The sequence below is a fragment of the Staphylococcus simulans genome (assembly GCF_002902285.1).
Taxonomy (GTDB): domain Bacteria; phylum Bacillota; class Bacilli; order Staphylococcales; family Staphylococcaceae; genus Staphylococcus; species Staphylococcus simulans.
Genome location: NZ_PPRU01000039.1, coordinates 40056 through 62956, shown reverse-complemented (window position 1 = coordinate 62956; position 22901 = coordinate 40056). Strand labels below are relative to the sequence as shown.

The 22901-nt window shown below is 36.5% G+C and carries 29 protein-coding genes; 14 read left to right on the top strand and 15 right to left on the bottom strand.

Features of this window, described 5'->3' with window-relative positions; genetic code table 11:
* Positions 1 to 110: 110 nt before the first annotated feature.
* The 4 genes from CD112_RS09520 (at position 111) to phnE (CD112_RS09505) (ending at position 3577) form a co-directional block, all read left to right on the top strand.
* A complete protein-coding gene (locus CD112_RS09520; protein WP_002481366.1) occupies positions 111 to 1061 on the top strand; it encodes a phosphate/phosphite/phosphonate ABC transporter substrate-binding protein in 951 nt (316 codons plus the stop codon).
* 137 nt (positions 1062 to 1198) lie between these two features.
* Complete coding sequence (gene phnC / locus CD112_RS09515) at positions 1199 to 1972, top strand: phosphonate ABC transporter ATP-binding protein (protein WP_023015481.1); 774 nt, start codon at positions 1199 to 1201, stop codon at positions 1970 to 1972.
* Position 1973: 1 nt separating this feature from the next.
* On the top strand, positions 1974 to 2768 hold the full coding sequence (phnE, locus tag CD112_RS09510; RefSeq protein ID WP_103364214.1) for a phosphonate ABC transporter, permease protein PhnE: 795 nt from the start codon (positions 1974 to 1976) through the stop codon (positions 2766 to 2768).
* Complete coding sequence (phnE, locus tag CD112_RS09505; protein WP_096754495.1) at positions 2765 to 3577, top strand: phosphonate ABC transporter, permease protein PhnE; 813 nt, start codon at positions 2765 to 2767, stop codon at positions 3575 to 3577. Before phnE (CD112_RS09510) ends, phnE (CD112_RS09505) begins: the two co-directional genes overlap by 4 nt.
* A gap of 608 nt (positions 3578 to 4185) precedes the next feature.
* On the opposite strand, the gene folE2 is transcribed toward phnE (CD112_RS09505), so the two are convergent.
* The 3 genes from folE2 to CD112_RS09490 are packed head-to-tail and all read right to left on the bottom strand — an operon-like array spanning position 4186 to position 6118.
* Positions 4186 to 5064 carry a GTP cyclohydrolase FolE2 gene (gene folE2 / locus CD112_RS09500; protein ID WP_023015484.1) on the bottom strand — a complete coding sequence of 293 codons (879 nt, stop codon included), beginning with the start codon at positions 5062 to 5064 and terminating at the stop codon, positions 4186 to 4188.
* Between the two features lie 16 nt (positions 5065 to 5080).
* On the bottom strand, positions 5081 to 5746 hold the full coding sequence (gene bshB2, locus CD112_RS09495) for a bacillithiol biosynthesis deacetylase BshB2 (protein ID WP_023015485.1): 666 nt from the start codon (positions 5744 to 5746) through the stop codon (positions 5081 to 5083).
* A gap of 12 nt (positions 5747 to 5758) precedes the next feature.
* Positions 5759 to 6118 (bottom strand): YojF family protein, encoded by a 360-nt coding sequence (locus tag CD112_RS09490; protein WP_002481360.1) that lies wholly within the window; start codon positions 6116 to 6118, stop codon positions 5759 to 5761.
* Between the two features lie 340 nt (positions 6119 to 6458).
* On the opposite strand from CD112_RS09490, the gene nagB reads away from it, so the two are divergent.
* The 3 genes from nagB to hxlB all read left to right on the top strand — a co-directional run bounded on the left by nagB (position 6459) and on the right by hxlB (position 8460).
* A complete protein-coding gene (nagB, locus tag CD112_RS09485) occupies positions 6459 to 7187 on the top strand; it encodes a glucosamine-6-phosphate deaminase (protein ID WP_103364213.1) in 729 nt (242 codons plus the stop codon).
* A 91-nt stretch (positions 7188 to 7278) separates the two neighbouring features.
* Positions 7279 to 7911, top strand: a complete 633-nt coding sequence (gene hxlA / locus CD112_RS09480) for a 3-hexulose-6-phosphate synthase (protein ID WP_002481358.1) — start codon at positions 7279 to 7281, stop codon at positions 7909 to 7911.
* A gap of 3 nt (positions 7912 to 7914) precedes the next feature.
* Positions 7915 to 8460, top strand: coding sequence for a 6-phospho-3-hexuloisomerase (gene hxlB / locus CD112_RS09475; protein WP_002481357.1), 546 nt, complete (start codon positions 7915 to 7917; stop codon positions 8458 to 8460).
* 214 nt (positions 8461 to 8674) lie between these two features.
* Here the strand turns inward: hxlB and CD112_RS09470 are convergent, their stop codons facing one another.
* From CD112_RS09470 to tadA, 3 genes are all read right to left on the bottom strand, one after another.
* A complete protein-coding gene (locus CD112_RS09470) occupies positions 8675 to 9241 on the bottom strand; it encodes an NADPH-dependent FMN reductase (protein ID WP_002481356.1) in 567 nt (188 codons plus the stop codon).
* Between the two features lie 21 nt (positions 9242 to 9262).
* Positions 9263 to 10132, bottom strand: a complete 870-nt coding sequence (locus CD112_RS09465) for a Cof-type HAD-IIB family hydrolase (protein ID WP_002481355.1) — start codon at positions 10130 to 10132, stop codon at positions 9263 to 9265.
* Positions 10133 to 10369: 237 nt separating this feature from the next.
* A complete protein-coding gene (gene tadA, locus CD112_RS09460) occupies positions 10370 to 10870 on the bottom strand; it encodes a tRNA adenosine(34) deaminase TadA (protein ID WP_002481354.1) in 501 nt (166 codons plus the stop codon).
* Between the two features lie 64 nt (positions 10871 to 10934).
* On the opposite strand from tadA, the gene CD112_RS09455 reads away from it, so the two are divergent.
* Positions 10935 to 11552: a deoxynucleoside kinase gene (locus tag CD112_RS09455; protein ID WP_023015487.1), complete on the top strand. Its 618-nt coding sequence runs from the start codon at positions 10935 to 10937 to the stop codon at positions 11550 to 11552.
* Positions 11545 to 12210 carry a deoxynucleoside kinase gene (locus CD112_RS09450; protein ID WP_002481352.1) on the top strand — a complete coding sequence of 222 codons (666 nt, stop codon included), beginning with the start codon at positions 11545 to 11547 and terminating at the stop codon, positions 12208 to 12210. The genes CD112_RS09455 and CD112_RS09450 overlap by 8 nt, the downstream gene beginning before the upstream one ends.
* An 84-nt stretch (positions 12211 to 12294) precedes the next feature.
* Here the strand turns inward: CD112_RS09450 and CD112_RS09445 are convergent, their stop codons facing one another.
* The 4 genes from CD112_RS09445 to CD112_RS09430 form a co-directional block, all read right to left on the bottom strand.
* Positions 12295 to 13098, bottom strand: a complete 804-nt coding sequence (locus CD112_RS09445; protein ID WP_226956284.1) for an HAD-IIB family hydrolase — start codon at positions 13096 to 13098, stop codon at positions 12295 to 12297.
* Between the two features lie 22 nt (positions 13099 to 13120).
* Complete coding sequence (locus CD112_RS09440) at positions 13121 to 13531, bottom strand: UCP033725 family protein (protein ID WP_023015488.1); 411 nt, start codon at positions 13529 to 13531, stop codon at positions 13121 to 13123.
* A gap of 32 nt (positions 13532 to 13563) precedes the next feature.
* Positions 13564 to 14277, bottom strand: coding sequence for an HAD family hydrolase (locus CD112_RS09435; RefSeq protein ID WP_031262637.1), 714 nt, complete (start codon positions 14275 to 14277; stop codon positions 13564 to 13566).
* 125 nt (positions 14278 to 14402) lie between these two features.
* Positions 14403 to 14798: a YbaN family protein gene (locus CD112_RS09430; RefSeq protein WP_002481348.1), complete on the bottom strand. Its 396-nt coding sequence runs from the start codon at positions 14796 to 14798 to the stop codon at positions 14403 to 14405.
* A 153-nt stretch (positions 14799 to 14951) separates the two neighbouring features.
* Between CD112_RS09430 and CD112_RS09425 the strand changes: the two genes are divergently transcribed.
* Positions 14952 to 15383 carry a GNAT family N-acetyltransferase gene (locus CD112_RS09425; protein ID WP_023015489.1) on the top strand — a complete coding sequence of 144 codons (432 nt, stop codon included), beginning with the start codon at positions 14952 to 14954 and terminating at the stop codon, positions 15381 to 15383.
* Between the two features lie 110 nt (positions 15384 to 15493).
* Here CD112_RS09425 and CD112_RS09420 read toward each other — a convergent pair whose 3' ends face one another.
* From CD112_RS09420 to CD112_RS09410, 4 genes are all read right to left on the bottom strand, one after another.
* Positions 15494 to 16573: a branched-chain amino acid aminotransferase gene (locus CD112_RS09420; RefSeq protein WP_002481346.1), complete on the bottom strand. Its 1080-nt coding sequence runs from the start codon at positions 16571 to 16573 to the stop codon at positions 15494 to 15496.
* A 273-nt stretch (positions 16574 to 16846) separates the two neighbouring features.
* Positions 16847 to 16999, bottom strand: a complete 153-nt coding sequence (locus tag CD112_RS13625; RefSeq protein WP_373364861.1) for a hypothetical protein — start codon at positions 16997 to 16999, stop codon at positions 16847 to 16849.
* Between the two features lie 159 nt (positions 17000 to 17158).
* The gene (locus tag CD112_RS09415) at positions 17159 to 18121 is read right to left on the bottom strand and encodes an L-threonine 3-dehydrogenase (protein WP_002481345.1); all 963 of its coding nucleotides are present in this window, start codon (positions 18119 to 18121) and stop codon (positions 17159 to 17161) included.
* 203 nt (positions 18122 to 18324) lie between these two features.
* Positions 18325 to 18789, bottom strand: coding sequence for a GNAT family N-acetyltransferase (locus CD112_RS09410; RefSeq protein ID WP_002481344.1), 465 nt, complete (start codon positions 18787 to 18789; stop codon positions 18325 to 18327).
* Positions 18790 to 18909: 120 nt separating this feature from the next.
* On the opposite strand from CD112_RS09410, the gene CD112_RS09405 reads away from it, so the two are divergent.
* The 4 genes from CD112_RS09405 (at position 18910) to CD112_RS09390 (ending at position 21502) form a co-directional block, all read left to right on the top strand.
* Entirely contained in the window at positions 18910 to 19911 is a 1002-nt protein-coding gene (locus tag CD112_RS09405; protein ID WP_061054908.1) for a choloylglycine hydrolase family protein, read from the top strand.
* A 108-nt stretch (positions 19912 to 20019) separates the two neighbouring features.
* Positions 20020 to 21039, top strand: a complete 1020-nt coding sequence (locus tag CD112_RS09400) for a choloylglycine hydrolase family protein (protein WP_061054909.1) — start codon at positions 20020 to 20022, stop codon at positions 21037 to 21039.
* A 1-nt stretch (position 21040) separates the two neighbouring features.
* The gene (locus CD112_RS09395; RefSeq protein ID WP_103364212.1) at positions 21041 to 21232 is read left to right on the top strand and encodes a hypothetical protein; all 192 of its coding nucleotides are present in this window, start codon (positions 21041 to 21043) and stop codon (positions 21230 to 21232) included.
* Positions 21233 to 21310: 78 nt separating this feature from the next.
* A complete protein-coding gene (locus CD112_RS09390; protein WP_002481340.1) occupies positions 21311 to 21502 on the top strand; it encodes a hypothetical protein in 192 nt (63 codons plus the stop codon).
* A gap of 109 nt (positions 21503 to 21611) precedes the next feature.
* Here the strand turns inward: CD112_RS09390 and CD112_RS09385 are convergent, their stop codons facing one another.
* Positions 21612 to 22799: a glycine C-acetyltransferase gene (locus CD112_RS09385; RefSeq protein WP_103364211.1), complete on the bottom strand. Its 1188-nt coding sequence runs from the start codon at positions 22797 to 22799 to the stop codon at positions 21612 to 21614.
* Positions 22800 to 22901 lie beyond the last annotated feature (102 nt).

Genomic DNA, 22901 nt, shown 5'->3' with positions numbered 1-22901 from the left:
ATATTAAATATTTACCTAAACTTAACAATTAATATATTGTATCATATTTACACCGTGTATATAATGAACCTGTATCAAATTTTATACATATGGAAGGGGTTAACAACGTAATGAAAGCACGTTTATCTTTTAAGGCATTACTTATTTTGATGATGGCAGTTATTTTATTTGTTTCAGCATGTGGCAAAGGAAGTTCGTTAGACAACAAGAAAGAAAGCGACAGTAAAGGCGGAGATTACAAACCTAAAGAATTAACTGTACAGTTTGTACCTTCACAAAACGCGGATAAGTTAGAAGCGAAAGCGAAACCTTTAGAAAAATTATTATCTAAAGAATTAGGCATCCCAGTAAAAGTTTCTGTTTCTACAAACTACAACACAATTGTAGAAGCGATGAAATCTAAAAAAGTAGATGTTGGTTTCTTACCTCCTACTGCATATACATTAGCGCATGATCAAAAAGCTGCTGATGTATTACTACAAGCACAACGTTTTGGTGTAAACAAAGATGGTTCTGATTCTAAAGAATTAACAGACAAATACAAATCAGAAATTTTAGTGAAAAAGGATTCAGGCATTAACAGCGTGAAAGATTTAAAAGGTAAGAAAATTGCATTACAAGATGTTACTTCTACAGCGGGTTATACATTCCCTGCCGTTGAAATGGATAAAGAAGGCGTGAACGTCCTTAAAGATATGAAAGTCGTTAACATGAAAGGTCATGATCAAGCGATTATCTCATTGATGAATGGCGATGTAGATGCGGCTGCTGTATTCCAAGATGCACGTAAAATTGTGAAAAAAGATGAACCTAATGTCTACAAAGATACAAAAGTATTGAAATTAACAAAAGACATTCCAAATGACACGATTTCAGTACGTAGCGACATGGATCAAAAATGGAGAGACAAATTGAAAAAAGCCTTTAAAGATATTGCTAAAACAAAAGAAGGACATCAAGTGATCAGTGATGTTTATTCACATGAAGGCTATACAGACAGTAAAGATTCTAACTTCGATACAGTAAGAGAGTACGACAAAAAAGTTAAAGAAATGAAATAATTCAAGTTAAGAAAAACTGACTGAACCTAAGCGTATCTCAGCAAGATTGAACTCTGTTAGCAAGTATGTGCAGAAGTTAATCTTTTGAGTACGCTTATGTTTTTATCTCGATACTTAATTTAGAAAGGACTACTATTATGAGTCAGATTGAATTCAGAGATGTAAGTAAAGTATATGATAATGGCCATGTCGGTTTAGACCATATCAACTTAAATATTGAAAAAGGTGATTTTGCGGTTATCGTCGGGCTATCGGGTGCTGGTAAATCAACCTTATTACGGTCGATTAACCGTCTGCATGATATTACCGAAGGCGATATTGTGATTGATGGAACATCCATCTCCAAAGCATCAGGTAAGAAATTATTAGAAATGCGTCGTAATATCGGCATGATTTTCCAAAACTTTAATTTGGTGAAACGTTCTTCTGTAATGCGTAATGTGCTGAGTGGCAGAGTCGGCTATCACCCTACTTGGAAAATGGTCTTAGGTCTTTTCCCTAAAGAAGATAAAATCAAAGCATTAGAGGCTTTAGACCGTGTAAACATTTTAGATAAATATAAATCACGTTCAGATGAATTATCAGGTGGTCAACAACAGCGTATTTCTATTGCTCGTGCACTCTGCCAAGAACCTTCTATTATTCTGGCAGATGAGCCTGTGGCTTCTTTAGACCCCTTAACAACTAAACAAGTCATGGATGATTTGAAACGTATTAATGAAGAATTAGGAATTACCATCATCATTAACTTGCACTTTGTGGACTTAGCACGCGAATATGGTACACGTATTATTGGCTTACGTGACGGTAAATTAGTCTTTGACGGTGCAGTCGATGAAGCAACAGATGAAGCATTCAATAAAATTTATGGACGTTCGATTAATGATGATGAGAAGTTAGGGGTGAATTAATATGACACCCGACAAAAATTATGCAGAAATGCTGAGTCATAAAATGTCGTTTAAAACAGCGATGACCACTATATTGGTATTGTTTTTAGTGTTTTGGAGTGTCTTATATACGGGATTCAGCTTTAGTGATTTGATTTATGGTTTACCGCAAATCGGGACCCTATTCACTCAAATGTTTCCACCTGACTGGAGTTATCTTGAACAGATACTTAATCCCATGTTAGATACAATCAGAATGGCAATTGTCGGGGCATTTATCGGTTCTATCATCGCAGTACCTATTGCCTTATTGTGTGCAAAAAATATTTCACGTTCTAAATGGATTGCGATGCCAGCACGTTTCATCTTAAATATCGTGCGTACTATCCCCGATTTATTATTAGCCGCTATCTTTGTAGCAGTCTTTGGTATCGGCCAAATCCCCGGGGTATTAGCAGTGATTGTTTTAACAATCAGTATTGTCGCGAAATTATTATATGAAGTACTAGAAGCTATTGAACCTGGACCACTTGAAGCGATGACGGCTGTCGGTGCGAATAAAACAAAGTGGATTATATTCGGTGTTGTACCGCAAGCTTTAGCTTCTTATGTTTCTTACGTACTCTTTGCGTTCGAAATCAATATTCGAGCCGCTGCAGTGTTAGGTTTAGTCGGTGCCGGAGGTATCGGATTGTTTTACGATCAGACGCTGGGATTATTCCAGTATGACCGTACGGCTATGATTATTTTATTTACATTGGTCATTGTGGTGATTATTGATTACATCAGTTCGAAAGTGAGGGAACAACTCACATGACACAATCTAAAGCAGAATTATTAAAACATTATGGCAGTCCTCGCACAAAGTTAAAGTATGGCATTATTTCCGTGGTAATAATAGCCTTATTGGTTTGGGCCTTTGCGGGTATGCCCGCCTTAGAAATCAAACAAAAGTCGCAACAAATCCTTGGATCCATTATGCATGGTTTAACACATCCAGATTGGGGATTTGTCTATCAGCCTGGCGGTGAAGATTTATTACGCGGATTATTAGAAACCTTTGCGATTGCGGTTGTAGGTACCATTATCGCAGCGGTCATTTGTATTCCTTTAGCCTTCTTAGGTGCTAGAAATATTATACGTTTCAGACCTGTATCAGGCGTCAGTAAATTTATTTTAAGTATCATTCGTGTCTTTCCAGAGATTGTGATGGCTTTGATTTTTATAAAAGCCGTTGGACCAGGATCATTCTCTGGTGTACTCGCACTAGGTATTCACTCAGTAGGTATGCTTGGTAAATTATTCGCAGAAGATATTGAAAACATCGATTTAAGTGCTACTGAGTCATTAAAAGCGAGCGGTGCGAATAAAATGAAGACGTTAGTCTTTGCGGTCGTCCCACAAATCTTACCGACATTCTTATCCTTGATTTTATATCGCTTTGAGTTGAATTTGCGTTCCGCTTCCATTTTAGGTTTGATTGGTGCAGGCGGTATCGGCACACCGTTAATCTTCGCCTTACAAACACGTTCATGGGACCGTGTCGGCATTATCTTAATCGGTTTAGTCATTATGGTCGGTATTGTGGATTATATTTCAGGTAAAGTACGTGAAAAAATCGTCTAATCGCTTTGTTGAGTCATTTTATTGAACAACTCAATCTCAAAAATCAATTGTAACGCTCTCGGCAATTAGTCCTAGATAAAGTTGATACCATAGCCTCATGTATTTTATGTAGAGATATCATACAATAATCAATGTAGAGGAAACGCAAGTAATGTATGCATCCTAAATCAATCCTAAAAGCATATTCTATAAATAATCGTTACACCTTTCTACCCACCCAAACAAAAGGACAGACGTTTCCTCTACACCGACATAAACAATGCTTAAAGTCGCAACTAACCTCCTAAATTAATCATAGAACATATCCTAAAATATGCATGCGACGGCATTAACAGTTAATCTAATCATTGAATTTAAAATCGACAAGTATGTTTCCCCTGACGTAAATTGTCGATCACCCTAAAAAATAGAGCACTGCTTAGCTTACGAGGTTGTCCCTCCTCACAAGCAACCTGAAGTCCCAACAGGTTAGATGCAGTGCTCTATTTTTATTTGCGATATTTATCATGAATTCAGTGAACTTTTAAACTCACGCCCATTTTCTACATATTAAAAGACCTTCCCAAGCAATGTCATACCATTACTTAAGAAGGCCTTGTTTCATTCTATTATTTTCTATATTTCAACTTCGCAAAAGCATCGTGTTGATGAATAGATTCTTCATTACGACATTCAATGTCAAAACCTTCAATCCAATCCACTTCTACTAAGTCTGCAGCGATTAAACGGATTAAATCTTCCACAAAACGAGGGTTTTCATAAGCACGTTCTGTAACGCGTTTTTCATCTGGACGTTTTAAGATTGGGTAAAGAATTGAACTTGCGTTAGCTTCCATCGCATCTAAAATTACTTCTTTATAGTCAGACGGTAGTGTCGCTTCACGATTCAAGTACGTTTTTACAGTAATTACTCCGCGTTGGTTATGTGCAGAATACTCACTGATTTCTTTTGAACATGGACATAAAGTAGTTACTTTCGCTTCCATTGTCAGCTCTTTACGTGTCACTTTATCCCCTTCAACTGCCATGCCATACGTTACATCCGCATTGCCGACAGCTTTTAAATTCGTAACGGGACTATAGCGATTAAAGAACCACTTACCTGAAACATCTACCCCTGCTGAAGTTTGTTTCATGTGTTTTTGAAGTGTATCTAATACCGTATGCAGATTATCAAATGTTAATGCTACACCGTTATCATAATGTTTCTCAACACTTTCTAAGATACGGCTCATATTAATACCTTTTTCTTCTCTCGTTAAGCTAGTTGAAAATGCGAAAGTACCTGCCGTTTGATATTCATCTATAATCACGGGATATACTAAATTTTTAATCCCGACTTCTTCAATTTCAAATAAAAAATCTTTGTGCGTGCTTTGTAGATCTGTCATTTCTTCTTTTACTGTTGGTTTTGTACCTTTAATAGGATCAACAGAACCGAAGTGTTTCCAACGACCTTCTCGTGTCGATAAATCAAATTCAGTCATCTGTGTGCCCCTCCACTCATGATTCAAAATTGTAAGTCCAATACGTTTCTTGTTCTAAGAAACTTTTGGCTGTATCTGGAACTTGCGGTTCAGCTAACTGATGCAAGAATGGTCCAGATTGAGATGCATGTGCTTTGAATGCATCTAATTTTACTTCTCTATAATCAGTAATATCGTTAATGATATCAGGCATACCTAACTCATCAATCGCATCATTGCTAAAAGCAACTAATTGTAAACGTGGACGTTCTGCTTTAGGCATACGTCCTACTGTTCTAACTACCGCTTCTGCTGTTGCTTCATGATCTGGGTGTACCGCATAACCTGGATAGAATGAAATGATTACTGAAGGATGCAATTCATCAATCAGACTTTTAACCATCCCGTCCATTTTTTCATGTGGTTCGAATTCCACTGTTTTATCACGGTAACCCATCTTTCTTAAATCTTTAATACCAATCGCTTTTGCTGCGTCTTCCAACTCGCGCTCTCTGATTTTCGGCAGAGATTCACGTGTCGCAAATGGCGGATTTCCTAAATTACGTGCCATTTGACCTAAAGTCAAACAAGCATACGTAACTGGAACACCTTCATCAATATAACGTGCTAATGTTCCTGCTGATGAGAACGTCTCATCATCAGGATGCGGAAATATAACTAATACATGACTTTCCTCTGACATGATACGTCCTCCTTATATTTCAAACGGTACAGCACTGATTTCAAGCGCTGCCGCTAATTGCCCTTCATAATTAAAACCAGCGAGCAAGAATTCATTATCCTCGTTCACTTCATAATGTGTCAGTCCTTGTACATAAACCCATCCATTATCTTGTAGTTTCAAACCCACTCTGAATGGTTCTTTGCCACCGCCCTTAAGTTTGGCATGTTCAAAGACTACTTTGATATTTCTTAAAAACGTTCCAGCATTAAAGACACGTTGATCAAAATGGTTCGCATACGCACCATTTGTTGTTTCAACATGCAGGTATACAGGTTGATCTACATAAGATGCCAGTAACGTTTGTACTTTCTCATATTCTATCGGCTCCAAGCTGCTCACTCCCTTACACTAAGCAAAATCAAATGTTGAACCCCATCTATATCGTGTTATTCTTGATTTATTTATCAATCTCTTTATCATTTAATTGTACTAAATCCTCGTCAATAAATATAACCTACTGCTCATTCTTGAATTAACGATAGGTTTTCTCGGTTATCAATTCTTAAATTAGAAACAATATTTACATTATATAACTGTTCCTCCACTTTCTAAAGAGGTTATTGAAATATTCCTATAATTTGAGGGGGATTTACTATCTGTTTAAACTTCACCTCGTTATAATGGACATGTATGTCTTCATATATAGATACAAATAAGGAGGTCACACAACGTGAAAATTATTAATTTAGGGGATAAAGAGAAAGCATCATTCTACACAGCTTACGAGCTGTTCAACCAAATGAACGAGAATCCTGAAAGTAAACTAGGTCTAGCAACAGGAGGTACAATGGTAGATGTTTATTCTGACTTAGTTAAACTGATGGAATTAAATGACTTAGATGTTTCTAATGTAGAAACATTCAACTTAGATGAATATGTCGGTTTATCAGCCGATCATCCAGAAAGTTATCATCATTATATGCATGAAGTGCTATTCGATCGCTATCCACACTTCAAAGAAGAAAATGTGCATTTACCAATCGGTGATGCGAAAGATTTAAACGATGAAACTGCAAGATACGAACAACTGGTTAAGGATAAAGGGCCTGCAGATATCCAAATTTTAGGTATCGGGGAAAATGGTCATATCGGGTTCAATGAACCAGGTACAGAAAAAGACAGTATTACACGTGTCGTAGATTTAACTGAAAGTACGATTCAAGCCAATAGCCGTTACTTCGATAACGAAGAAGATGTGCCGAAACAAGCTATTTCAATGGGTCTTTCTACAATTTTATCTGCAAAACGTATTATCTTATTAGCGTTTGGCGAGAAAAAGAAAGATGCGATTACAAAACTTGCGAGCGGCATTCAAGACAAAGATGTCCCAGCAACAGTTTTATACGATCATCCTAATGTAGAGGTTTACGTAGATAACGCAGCTGCACCCGAACAGTAAAATTCACTGTTGTTTGTCAAAAACTAAAAAGGGTAAATAATCTAAGTAAAGCAAAAGTTACAACACATACATTATGAAAGGATGAATCATTTTGGAACTACAATTAGCAATTGATTTATTAAATAAAGAAGACGCTGCAGAGTTAGCTAACAAAGTGAAAGATTATGTCGATATCGTAGAAATCGGTACTCCTATCATATATAACGAAGGTCTGCCTGCCGTTCAATATATGGATGAAAACATCGATGGTGTTAAAGTTCTAGCAGATATGAAAATTATGGACGCTGCAGACTATGAAGTCAGCCAAGCAGTTAAATTCGGTGCTGACGTTGTAACAATCTTAGGTGTTGCTGAAGACGCTTCTATCAAAGCTGCTGTCGAAGAAGCACACAAAAATGACAAACAATTATTAGTAGATATGATTGCTGTTCAAGACATTAAACAACGCGCTAAAGAATTAGATGAAATGGGTGCTGATTATATCGCAGTACACATTGGTTATGACTTACAAGCTGAAGGTAAATCTCCATTAGATGATTTACACACAGTTAAATCTGTTATCAAAAATTCTAAAGTTGCCGTTGCTGGCGGTATCAAACCAGATACAATCAAAGATATCGTAGCTGAAGAACCAGACTTAGTGATTGTTGGTGGCGGTATCGCAAATGCCGACGACCCAGTAGAAGCAGCAAAAGCTTGCCGCGACGCAGTTGAAGGGAAATAAGCTATGGCAAAACTACAATATCAATTGATTTTAGATGAACTGAAAACGACGTTATCTAATGTTAAAGATCAAGATGTTGAAAACTTTGAACAAGCAATCAAAGATGCCAAAAATATTTTCGTAGCAGGTAAAGGTCGTTCTGGATTCGTCGCAAATGGATTTACAATGCGCTTGAATCAGCTTGAACAACCTGCATTTATCATTGGCGGTATTACAACACCTTCTATCCATGAAGGCGACTTGTTTATTGTCATTTCAGGTTCAGGCAGTACAGAACACTTACGCCTATTAGCTGAAAAAGCTAAAGATCAAGGTGCACAAGTGGCGTTAGTCACAACAAAACCTGATTCTAAAATCGGTGAATTGGCAGATGTCACAATCGAATTGCCTGCCGGAACAAAACATGATGCTGAAGGTTCAGCACAACCTTTAGGCAGTTTATTCGAACAAGCTGCACAATTATTCTTAGATGCTGTTGTATTAGATTTCATGAAAGACTTCAATATTGATGAAACTACGATGCAACAAAATCATGCGAATTTAGAATAAATCACATTAAAGGCCTGTAAGCTTTTGAGTTTATCTCTTTAACTTACAGGCCTTTTCTTTATGCTTTTTAGTAACCATATAACTTAACTATTTTACCTCTTCATAAAAAACCTCTGCTTAAATAGTCCACAAAGTAAAATCACCTTGCACCACCACTAAGCAGAGATTATCAAACAGGATATTTTATCAGCTGAACTAACACGCTTGCATCCTTTTATTTTAAATGTTCATAAGGACGGCTTTCTGCGAATGATACAATTTGTTCAACGAATAAACGAGAACGTAATTGGAATTCTTCGTCTTGTAAGAAGAATGTACCATCATCTAATTTGCCGTAATCTGAATCATGTGTCGCAATTTGGGTAGGCACTGCGATACCTAATAAGGTACGTACAATTAAGCGTAAGTGAGAAAGTGGTTCTGCACTTACAATACCGCCGCTGTTCCCCATTAAGCCGACTGGTTTCATTTTGAAGTCATCCATTGTCAGATGATCTAAAGCGTTCTTTAAGATACCAGAATATGAACCATGATAGTTCGGTGTACCTAAAATAATAAAGTCCGCTTCTCTCGCCTTCTCTTGTAAATCTTTCACATTAGCTTGATAATCATCTGGCGGATTACTTGCGCCAGAAACATCTAATGTATGGATTGGACGCTCAGCTAAATCAAAAATTTCCGCTTCAACATCCTTTTCATTGAATTGTCCCTTTAAGTATTGTGCCAGTGCTTTTGTGTGCGAATCAATACGCGCACTGCCTACGATAATGACACCTTTCATTCAATAGTCACCCCAGTTAATTTATTTTGATTGCTCTTCCAGCATTTTGTTGATTGCTTTGCCGACACCACTGTTTTGGTTGTTATCTGTCACATATTTTGCGTATTCTTTCACTTCAGGCATCGCATTTTCCATTGCGACAGGATAACCCGCTTTTTCAAGCATCGATACGTCATTCATGTTATCACCAATTGCCATGACATCTTCCATATTGATACCGAGTTGGTTTGCGATTTCTTCTAACGCAATCCCTTTTTGCGCATAAGCGTTTGTGATTTCGATATTACCTCGTGCTGATGATGAAATTGCTAAGTTTGTGTGTTTCGCAAGTTCTGCACTGACACGATCAATTTTACCGATATCACTGTCAAACGCTAAAATTTTCATCACAATTTCACCAGGTCTTTCACTGATTTGATCATAATTATCAACTACTTTTAATGTGCCTTGATCAATACGATGTTGAATATGACGATGTATTTTTTCTACATCTGCTTTTTGACCTGCATGTTCTGCAATATCAATATAAATATCTAAATCTCTTTGAGGATCTTCAGTATAAATACCAAGGTTAGTATAGACTTGGTAATAAATATCCTCTCGATCTAGAACATGTGTAATTTGTTCAATCATTTCATGATTCAAGCTTGATGTATGCATAATATCGAATGATTCATCACGAACCTCTGCACCATTCAAACAAATATATGGGACTTTCAATCCAGTCGGTTCCACAGGCGCATTGGCTTCATAGAAAGCACGACCTGTCGCAATCACGACCGTAATCCCTTGTGCCTGCGCTGCTTTAATCGCTTTAATATTTTCCTCTGAAATTTCATGTGCTGCATTTAATAATGTTCCGTCCATATCTGTCGCAATTAGTTTAATCATGAATTAACCTCGTTTCTTTTGTCTTAGCCGTAGTGTCGTAAAATTACTTTTCACAACAAAGTCTAACCTCATTCTATCAAATTTTGATAACAGACTTCTATCGTCTGTTTGTACGATTTATGAGGGTAGAAACTATCGGCATTACTCATTCTTAACTATCTCTTACTTTTTAACGCTTTTCAAACAAAAAGATGTCCACTTCTTAAAAGCAGACATCTTCATTCTTCTAAAGTTGTTTTAACTGTTCAAGTCATTAGCCTCTTGCGATTGCTTAGCTTGTTTCTTCTTGTTTCTTAATTGCTTGAAGAAGTTCCGCAACATATCACCGCATTCTTCTTCTAAAACACCACTCACAACTTCTGCACGATGGTTGAAACGCGATTCTTGAAGTAAATCCATTAAACTGCCGCTACAACCGCCCTTTGGATCAGCAGCGCCATAAACAACGCGTGGAATACGGCTCATAACAATCGCACCAGAACACATCACACAAGGTTCTAAAGTGACATATAAAGTACAATCTTCTAATCGCCAACTCCCTACTGCTTCAGCTGCTTTTTCTATCGCAATATGTTCCGCATGGGCTGTCGGAAGTTGAATCGTTTCTCTTAAATTATGTGCACGTGCTATAATTTCATCGTCTTTAACAATGAGTGCGCCAATCGGTACTTCACCGATAGCTTCAGCTTTTTTGGCTTCATCTAATGCAAGTTTCATATATTTTTCATCTATTGTCATATGTTCAATCCCTTACCATGTGATACAATTACTATTGTCTATTTTAACACTTGGAGTGTTGTTTATGAATCAACCTTATATCGCTATTGAAGGGCCTATAGGAGTAGGCAAATCCTCTTTAGCACATCGCTTAAGTCAATCTCTTGATTATCATGAAGCACAAGAAATCGTGGATGAAAATCCATTTTTATCTGATTTCTATGACGACATTTCAAAATGGAGTTTCCAGACTGAAATGTTCTTTTTATGTAACCGTTACAAACAGGTTCAAGATCTAGAACAACTACATAACGGTATTGTCAGTGACTATCATGTTTATAAAAACAAAATCTTTGCGCGTCAAACACTGACAGATACAGAATACAACAAGTTTGACCGTATTTACGATATTCTGACTGAGGATCTTATGATGCCGGACATCGTAATCTTCCTCGATGCAGATTTAGAAGTATTAAAACAACGTATCGCCAAACGCAATCGCAGCTTCGAAGCACAAATTGAAGATGATTATCTTTTAAATTTAAAAGAAGCTTATCATCACTTCTATGAATCTTTAGAAGCCGAAGGCAAAATGGTGAAACGCATCGATACAACAAACTTGGATTTCGTCAATCACGCTGACGATTACGAGTATCTATTAAACATTGTACAATCAATGATAGGAGGCAACACGCATGAATAATTATGGTATCCCTCAAGATGCGGTGATTACAATCGCAGGTACTGTAGGCGTCGGTAAATCGAGCTTAACACGTGCCTTAGCTAAAAAATTAAACTTCCGCACTTCTTTCGAGAATGTGGACCATAATCCTTATCTAGATAAATTCTATGATAACTTTGAACGTTGGAGTTTCCACCTTCAAATCTATTTCCTTGCGGAACGCTTTAAAGAACAAAAACGCATGTTTGAATATGGCGGGGGCTTTATCCAAGACCGTTCTATTTATGAAGACGTTGATATCTTCGCAAAAATGCATGAAGAACAAGGGACGATGACACCTGAAGACTTCAAAACATACTCAGAATTATTTGAAGCGATGGTCATGACACCTTACTTCCCAAAACCAGACGTTTTAATTTATTTAGAATGTGATTACGATGAAGTGATTGAGCGCATCAAACAACGCGGTCGCCAAATGGAAATTGATACAGATCCAGAATACTGGAAAAAATTATTCCGTCGTTACGAAGAATGGATTTCAAGCTTCAATGCCTGCCCTGTCGTACGCGTGAACATTAATGAATATGATCTGCATGAAAGTTTAGACACGCTAGATCCAGTGTTAGATAAAATTGCGCATGTGATTGATGTCTATCGTAATGTAGATACTAGAAAATAATAAGCAAACAAAAAATCATGTATCTCTGCTCTTAACTGAGCGAGATACATGATTTTCTTTTACTCTGAATAAACTTGTATGAAGTTATTTATCAAAGAAACGTTTAATTTCATCATTCAAACCTTTATAGTAATCATAACGTGTAACTGGGAATTTATCTTTCATATCATCATCTGTGCTATTATGCATCACAAACGGATGACCGATATGACTTAAATAAATCTCATCATTACCACTGTCACCGAAACCTAGTACACCTTCTGAATCAAGATCATACATATCTAACAGGTAACGCACAGCGAATAACTTGCCAGCGTTTTTAGGTGTAAAGTGTACATCATACGCATCTTCAGGGTCACCTGCTTTAGGATTCGTTTTATTATAATGTACCGCATAGTCATAAGCCGCTGCTTTATCTTGTAAATCTTTTAAATTCTGCTCGTCTTTTTCTTCATCGCCTTGTGCATAATAGTAATATTCATACAATGTTTCTTCATCTCTGAATTCTCTTTGCGGATGAAGTTCAACTTGGTGTTCTGACTCGAAGCTGTCGATAATTTCATCAACTTTTTCTTTAGTGAACGTTGTTTCTGAAACAGCTTCTTCATAATCTTTAGAACGTTGATATTCGTCTTTATCATCTAGTTCAAATAATTTGGAACATAAGTCAGAAAAGATAAAGTCTGGTTTATATTCCATTTCCGCATGTTTCATTTTCTCCATAATACTTTCAAAGATACTGCCTGATAACACTGCAGTAATCACTTGGTGCTTTTCTTCAGCTTGTTTCAGTGTCGATTCAAGTTCACGTAGTTCAGGAATATCTTCTTTCGTGGTTTGATGCTTATAATACGTTTCGTCAAAATCAAATAAAATTAATTGACGCATCATATCATCCCTCCAACCTTGGTTATAATTCTAACTCTTCGCGGTAAATCACAGGTTCATAATCGTCATCATTGATAGCTTTACTATAATAACCTTCATCTGTTTCTTTTAAACCAAAGGCTTCTGCCTTATCCGCTTCACTTGTGCCAATATAACTTTGACCTTTCGCATCAAAAAACAAATCAAAGAGCGTACCTCCATAACGTGCTTCATGTTTCAAATCATATAATGCATCGACTTCTTGACGTTTGACGTCTTTATAAAACAATGTATGACTCGAATACTTTGTTGTTTTCGCTTCAAAACCTAAAGACTGCGCTCCAGCATCCTCTGTGACCAAATGCAAAGTCTTGCCAAAGTCATTTAAGACGCGAAACACTTCTCCTTGATATTCTGCATAACGTCCATCTAATACTGTATGTTGTTCTTTCATGATTTTCACCTCATTTAATGTGTGACGATAACTTAGGATTCTGTATCTTCACCCTTTAAAATAGAAACAATTTCTGGCGCTTTCTCTACGACATAATCCGCATGTTTAAATTCATGTGCTTGACCTACGCCCGTCAATACAGCTACAGACAGTCCTAAGCCAGCGTTAACAGCGGTTTGTATATCATTAGGTGTATCGCCTACAATTGCGATTTCTTCCGCTTTAAGCCCCTTCTCTTGCGCAAAGAGCGGCTTTAATACAGCTGGGTCTGGCTTTTCAGCCGCATTAGATTCAGTAGAGATGACTAAATCAAAGAACGCTTCTGTATCTGTAGATTCAATAAATTGATCTGTGCCTTTCTTCGTATCACTCGTAATAATTCCAATATGATATCCATCTGCCTTTAATGTTTCTAACGCTTCCACCATCCCATCAATCCATTTAATTTCAGGAACTCTATGGTCAATGAGATACTGACTCGTCTTGCGTGTCCACTCGCCCACATCTTCTCCAGCTAACGCATTGAAATTCTGAATAATTTCATCTAGCGAACCACAGGCCATCGGTGTACCAGGTTCTATTTGATTCTTTTCTTTATTCACACCTAAAGTCTGGTAAGCATGTGCTTGATCTTCTTCTGAAATAAAACGTTCCACAAACTGATCTACCATTTGAATACCAATCTTCATCCAACTCATATCAAAATCAATGAGTGTGCCATCTTTATCAAATAAGATCCATTTAATTGTCATCAGTTTCCACGCTTCTTTCTTTATACTTTTATTTCATTTTATCAATTTATGAATTAAGAAGGAAATTAAAAAAGGCTTACACCCTTTATATTGGATGTAAGCACAAAATGCATCAACGATTAATCTTTCTCACAGTTTTGACGGTCCTTTGATGGTTCTGGTAACGTCTTGACTAACGTAAACAATACAATCGTTTGGAAGGTCACCATAATCAATAAACCAATTCTGATATAGAAGTTATCTAGCATATAAAGCGAAAATGCGATAACAATATATAAACTCAATAAAATTTTGAACTTCTTCTTTAAAGTAAAGCCTCTATCTCTTTTGAAGCTTTCCACATATTCACCGTAAACCTTTGTACTCACTAACCAACGATTAAATCTTTCAGAACTTCTTGAAAAACAAACAGCTGCTAAAAGTAAAAAAGGTGTAGTTGGCAACAAAGGTACAACGATTCCTATAAAACCAACGATAGCTGAAATTAAACCTATCGTAATTAAAATATATCTCATAAAAGCACCTCTACCGATAATCATTTTCAATTATACAATAGAATACAGACTAGTAAACAATAATATGTTTGCTTATTACTTTTATCTACCTTGAGTTTAGTTAGCACTTTCTGTAGGATAGTTTGTATGTCAAAATCTTAAGGAGAAACCTATATGAGATTACATAAAATGAAGCTTCAAGAAGCCAACTTTCCAAAAGCATTAGATATTTGGGAAAGCTCTGTCATCGCGACACATAACTTTTTAAAAGAAGAAGATAGAATCACTTTAAAACAAGAGATTCCTACTTACTTCCAACAAGTTGAAGCCTATTTGTGGTTTGATGAACAAGAAGCGATCGGCTTTTCTGGAACCCACAATCACAACTTAGAAATGCTTTTTATAGACCCAAAACACTTTAATCAAGGTTATGGTTCAGAAATCTTGCAATATTTAATCCAGCAAGGAAAAGTAAGTTATGTGGATGTTAACAAGGATAATGAACGCGCAATAGAATTCTATCTTAAAAATGGCTTTGAAGTTTATAAAACTTCTCAAACAGACGCCCAAGGTAGAAATTATCCTATTTTACATATGAAGTTATAAAGCACTCGGCAAAAACCTTTAATTATATTAATGACAAAACAGGTCAGAAACACACTGTTATCTGTGCTTCTGACCTGTTTTTTTATCACTATTTATAATTCTTATTCGAATTATTTTTTAGGAACTACAACTCTCCAGCCGTGTTTGTCTTCTAATTTACCACTTTGGATACCAGTATATTGGTCATATAAGTGTTGAGTGATTTTACCTGTTTCGTTATTATTGATAACGATTTCGCGGTCTTCGTATTTTAAGACACCTACAGGTGAAATAACTGCAGCTGTACCTGTTCCGAAGACTTCATCTAATTCACCTTTATCATACGCTTCGAATAATTCATCTACAGATACACGACGTTCTTCTACTTTATAGCCAAGTTCTTTAGCTAATTCGATTACTGTTTTACGTGTAATACCTGGTAAGATACTACCGTTTAATTCAGGTGTAACAAGTGTACCATTTTCAACGAAGAAGATGTTCATGCTTCCGACTTCTTCGATGTATTTTTGTTCTACACCGTCTAACCATAATACTTGGTCATAACCTTCTTTGTTTGCGTTAGATTGTGCTAATAAGCTTGCTGCGTAGTTACCAGCTACTTTCGCAAATCCAACACCACCACGTACGGCACGAACGTATTTATCTTCTACATAAATACGTGTTGGTTTTAATGCGTCTCCGCCATAGTATGAACCAGAAGGAGATAAGATAATTAATAATTTGTAGTGAGATGCTGGATGTACACCTAAACCTGCTTCAGTCGCAAAGACGAATGGACGAATGTATAATGATTGACCTTCCCCTTCAGGTACCCAGTCACGTTCAACATTCACAAGTTCTTTTAATCCTTCTAATAATAACTCTTCATCAATTTGCGGCATTTCTAAGCGTGCTAATGATTGATTAATACGTTTGAAGTTTTGGTCAGGTCTGAATAAATCAACCTCTCCATTATGTTTGTATGCTTTTAATCCTTCAAAGACTGCTTGGCCATAATGAAGTCCTTGTGCAGCGGGATCAAGTTCGATCGGTGCATAAGGAGTAATCTTCAAATCATGCCAACCACCTTTATCTTCATCGTAGTCATAACTTAACATGTAATCAGTGAAGTGTTGACCGAACCCTAAGTTACTTGGATCTGGTTTTTGTTTAAGCTCTTCACGTTTCTCGAATTTAACATTTTCTGACATGATTTCTGCCTCCTAAAATTGTGCTTATAAATAAGATAATACTAAAATTATAGCAATCTAAGCCTGTGTATTCAATGAGTTTTTAGAAAATTTAAAAAATACGCCCCTAATCAAATCCTCTATTGAACACAGTTATTTATATCTCTCTTTAACATTTCCCCATTGATACAAATTAAAAGTTGCTATATTCCTTACACTTCCATTATTGTACAGTCTATTTCTGAATGCAACTGTGAGCAATCTCATTTTCACTTTGCATGGACGTTCTATTCATTAAGAACATCCGCTTTCATTAATTTCAAAACTTCCTTTATCAGCATCTAATGTCGCACTGACTCCATATGGCAAGATACACTTTGGTTCATTATGGCCAAAGCTGCTATTAGCGATGACAATTTTATGTTCTAGGTTTTGTTCTCGCAAAATTTTTAACCATAACGCTTCTATCTCTTGATGATGTTGTCATCTAATCGTCACCCACTTAACATTAGTCTACTGCCGTTATACATAATAATTAACAGGACGAACATTTTCTATAGGTCCTAGAAAACATTCAGCCCTGTTGATTTAATTCATATACTTATATTATTTTTGTGTTGCTGCTTCTTTCTCTCTAACCCCTTGCAACATAGCTTCTGTCATCTTGTCTAAATCATATTTAGGTGAGAAGCCCCATTCATTTCTTGCACAACTTGTATCAATCGCATCTGGCCAGCTATCTGCAATACCTTGTCTGACTGGATCTACTTCATAGTGCATTTTGAATTCTGGAATTTGTTTACGAATAGATGCGGCAATTTCTTCTGGCTCGAAACTCATACCGCTTAAGTTAAAGGCACAACGATTTTCAATATTTTCTTCTGGTGCTTCCATCAATTTAATAATTGCGTCGATCGCATCATCCATAAACATCATATCCATGTAAGTATCTTTACCGATAAAGCTTGTATACTCACCTTTACGTACCGCCTCAAAATAAATCTCACAAGCGTAATCTGTTGTACCGCCGCCTGGTTCTTTCACAAATGAAATTAAGCCAGGGAAACGTACGCTTCGTGTATCTACACCAAACTTAGTATGGTAATACTCGCATAATAACTCACCTGATACTTTGTTTACACCGTACATAGATGTTGGTCGTTGAATCGTTAACGCAGGTGTATCACGTTTAGGTGTTGTTGGCCCGAATGCCCCGATAGAACTTGGTGTAAAGAACTGTACATTATGATGGCGTGCCGCTTCTAACGCATTGACTAAACCACCCATATTAATATTCCATGCCAGCATTGGATCTTTCTCAGCTGTCGCAGACAATAATGCGGCCATATGCATTAAAGCATCTGGTTGAAATTCCTCTACAACCTCATTCATGCGTGCTGCATCTGTTACATCTAATATCGCAAACGGTCCGTCTTTGATTAGAGAATCCGCTTCTGGTTCTCTAATATCCGTTGCTAAAACATTATCTGTTCCATAAATCTCACGACATTTTAATACAAGTTCAGTCCCGATTTGCCCTAGTGCGCCAGTAATCATAATTCTTTTCATATTTCTCTCTCCCCTTTGAAAAGTGCGCTAAAGAACTGTAGTATTTCTGAGGTGTACATTCTCTTGTTATTTAACACTATATTTTTATAAATGCTTATTAATGTATATACCATACGTACAAAAATAAGTAAAGCGCTTACATTTGAAAAGAGCAAAATTATACTTTTCTATTTATTTCAAAGATACATCATTTAGATAAACCATCAAATATTTTTACGGCAATGCTTTTGAAGAAATTCATAACCTTCTTTCTCATAGAAATCAACCGCTGCGTTATTTTTCCCCCAATAATCCAATTCTACTGTGTCACACCGCTCTTTTTCTGCTACCTCTTCTATATACTGCATGAGTGCATGCCCATAACCTTTATGCTGAAATTCTGGTTCAATACTGATTTGATGAATATACAACGTCTTCTGCCCATAACGAAATGGCGTTTCATATAACGTTACCAATTGCGCCCACAAGTACCCAGCAGCTACTCCTTTATCCGTTTCAATGACTAATAAATAATGCTCAGGTTGATGCATGAGCTTTTGAAATAGATCTAGCGTATCCAAATAATGATAAGGCTTAAAAATATCTGGGTAGGCTTGATGATGTATGTCATGGACAGTTTGATTTAAACGTGCTAATAAAGCTGCATCCTCACATATTTTAATTTCCAACAGTATCCCTCACTCTCAACACCTTATTGGCATTACTTTATTCGAAGTCTTGACTTGCGTCATGTTATGATTATTGTAACGTTTTTTTGTACTGATTACTGTTTTTAAGGAGGCACATTTATGTGTACGAGTTTTGCATTTACATCTCAATATGATGCGAACTATTTAGCACGCACCATGGATTTCTCATTTAGTTTGAATTCTTTCCCGAAAGCTATTCCTAGAAATTATGAATGGACAAGCAACAATGGTCGTGACTTTAAATTAAATTACGGCTTTGTAGGAACTGCAATGACAGTCAATGGTGTGGTATTCGGAGATGGCATAAACGAAAAAGGATTATCCATTGCTGTGTTATATTATCAAGGAGAAGCTTCTTATGCGACTTCTACTTCTAATGACAATATCAATCTAGAACCTGAAGAATTCATTATGTGGTTTTTAGGCATGAATGAATCTATCAGAGACTTTAAAGAACAAGCAGATAATGTTCGTTTACTTAAACAAGTAAATCCCGCATTAGACAGCGTTCCACCACTACACTTTATGATTACAGATCAATCTGGTCAAAGTATCGTTGCGATTCCTTCAGACGGTCAATTGATTATTAAAGAGAATCCCATTCGTGTATTAACGAATAACCCTAACTTAGAATGGCATTATCAAAATGTCAGACAGTATACACATTTCAATATCGAAGCGCCCTCACCGTCACTCTTAGGCATTGAGAGTGTAAAACCCTTTGGTGTTGAATCTGGTACTGAAGTTCTGCCAGGCGGTTATACTTCTCCGTCTCGTTTCGTTAAAATGGCTTATTTCCGTCAATTTATCGAAGATGCGGAAGATGAGAATAAACGACTCAACAACTTATTTAAATTACTCGATACTGTCAGTATTCCAAGAGGTGTCGTTTTAGACGAAGGAACGATTTATTACACACAATACCAAGCTATCGTCGATACACACCATCTCACTTATTACTTTAAAGACTATAACGGTTCAGATGTATACCAAATCAAACTGACTGATGAGATTTTAAACGCAAGTGATGCGATTACTTATACAGTAAAACCTAAATTAAATCTGGTTGATTTAACTGAAGAAGCTTCAGACCATCAGTAAATAGAACTAAACGGAGAAGCACATAGAGAAGCTGCTCCGTTTTTTCTATATCCATATGGTATTATCAATTTGATTATAACTTTTAATGGTATTAAGGGGCTGATACATATGTGTACGAGCTTTACCTTTACTTCACAATACGACACAACTTACTTAGCACGGACCATGGACTTTGCGTTTGAACTGAAAGCTTTTCCTAAAGTTATCCCAAGAAACTATCAGTGGGAAACAACTTATGGAAAAACCTTCACTTTTGACTATGGTTTTGTAGGCAGTGCGATGAAAATAGACGATGTGATGTTCGCAGATGGCATCAATGAAAAAGGTCTTTCTATCGCAATTTTAAACAACAATGACTTTGCGACATATAAGCCTGCACCCGCTTCACATCATATTAATTTAGGTCCAGAATCATTCATTATGTGGCTTTTAGGTACGAACGCATCTATTTCACATTTAAAAGAAACGATTGGTAATGTGAGGTTGATTGATGAACAAAACCCTGTACTTGGTAAAACACCTGCCTTTCATTTCATCGTCACTGATCAAACAGGTCAAAGTATTGTTCTTGTGCCAAATGGTGGTAAACTGATTTTGAAAGATAATCCGGTACAAGTTCTGACTAATCACCCTGACTTAGAATGGCACTACCAGAATTTACAACAGTACACAGCTTTTAAATTTGATCCATCAGCATCCATCACACTTGGTGATAAACTAGTAGATCCAATCCATGTCGAAACAAATACTGAAATATTGCCTGGAGGTTATACCTCGCCAGCACGTTTCGTTAAAACTGCTTATTTCCGTCAAATGATTGAAGATGCTGAAGACGACACGATGCGCTTAAATAACCTATTCAAATTATTAGACACTGTCAGTATTCCGAGAGGCATCGTACTCCACGAAGGGCAGCCTCATTATACGCAATATCAATGTATACTCGATTGTGAACACTTAACGTATTATTATAAAGACTATAACAGCTCAGATATTTATACGATTCAACTGACAGACGTCTTACTAGATTCAAAAGAAGAGAAAACATATGAAATTAAGCCACAATTAAATTTAAAAGATATCACCCTGTCACAACACGATTCACACCATGATGAAGGAGTAGATTAATATGTATGATGAACAATTTAAAAAAGAGTATCAAGCTGCTGTATGTGCTTATACTAAAAAGTTTAAAGATGCTCCTAGTAGAATGCTTTTACGGGGTATGCCTGCTGAAGATGCTTTGGAACTTATGAAAGACTGTGTGAAAGATAACGAACCATTGGAAAAGTTTTATTTAGATAATCACTACTTGAGTTAAGTACGTTCGTGTATTCACTCAACGGATAAAATGAATATATACGACACCTCTGAATCAACCACAAAGGAATGAAAAACTATGTATGATGACAAATTGATTGATGCCTATGAAGCTGCTGAAAAAGCTTATGAGAAAAAATTTGGAGAACCACCAGGCAGAATGTTTTTGAGACAAATGACACTTGAAGAATCATTAGAACGTATTGAACAATGCATCAAAGATAACGAGCCATTAGAGAAGTTTTATCTTGATCATAGATATATCACTTAAACAATAAAAGAAATGACTCAGCTAAGTATCTAATAGACTGATTTCTAAAATAAAAGCGGAACCGTTCAATTAACTGAACAGTTCCGCTTCATTGATTCTATAAAGCTACTTAGATTACGCCAAGTTCTTTACCTACTTTTTTATACGCCTCAAGTGCTTCATCTAACATTTCTTTAGTATGTGCAGCTGTAGGCATATTACGTACACGTCCTGTACCACGTGGTACTGTTGGGAAGACGATAGATTTCACATAAACTCCTTCGTCTTTTAGACGTTTACTGAATTCTTGTGTTTGTTTTTCATCACCAATAATTACAGGTGTGATTGGTGTTGCTGATTCACCAATATCATAACCTAGTTCTTTTAAGCCGTCTTTAAGATAATTCGCATTTTCCCAAAGTTTGTCATGCAGTTCTGTAGAATCCATAAGTTTACGTACAGCGGCAGTAATCGCTGCTGAAGATTCTGGTGTTAAAGATGTTGAGAATAAGAATGGACGTGATTGTACTTTCAACCAGTCGATTAACTCTTGTGTCCCAGCGACATAACCGCCGACCACACCAATTGCTTTAGATAATGTACCGATTTGGAAATCGATTTTATCTTGTAAACCGAAGTGTTTTACTGTGCCAGCACCTTTACCCATAACACCTGATCCGTGCGCATCATCGACATAAGTGATTAAGTCAAACTCTTCCGCAATCTCAACGATTTCAGGTAACTTTGCTACGTCACCATCCATACTGAACACACCATCAGTGATATACATCACTTTATTGTATTGACCTGATTCTACAGCTTCTTTCGCTTTTTGACGTAAGTCGTCCATATCTGAATGATTTACGCGAATAATTTTAGCTTTAGATAAGCGGCAACCATCGATAATAGAGGCATGGTTTAACTCATCTGAAAGAATCGCATCATTTTTATTCATAACCGCAGAAATCGCTGCCATATTACAATTAAAACCAGATTGATATGCAATCGCTGCTTCTGTTCCTTTAAATTCAGCTAATGTGTTTTCTAAAGTTTCATGAACATCTAGTGTACCGTTGATTGTACGTACTGCACCTGCACCGACACCATAATGATCGATTGCTTCTTTCGCAACTTTTTTCAAGTCTTCGTCTGTTGCTAAACCTAAGTAGTTGTTTGAAGAAAGATTGATATACTTTTCGCCGTTGATTGTAATTTCCGGTCCATTTGCCCCTTCGACAATATCAATCTCGTTGTATAATCCATTATCCTTTAAATATTGAATGTTTTCGTCTAAAAAACCATGTAATGATTGAACCATTGGTTGATTATCCCCCTTGTGTTAGATTACATATATCATAACGTATTTTATTATAATAGAAAAGTTAACACTGATTAGTTATTTTGAAAAAACAAAATTTTG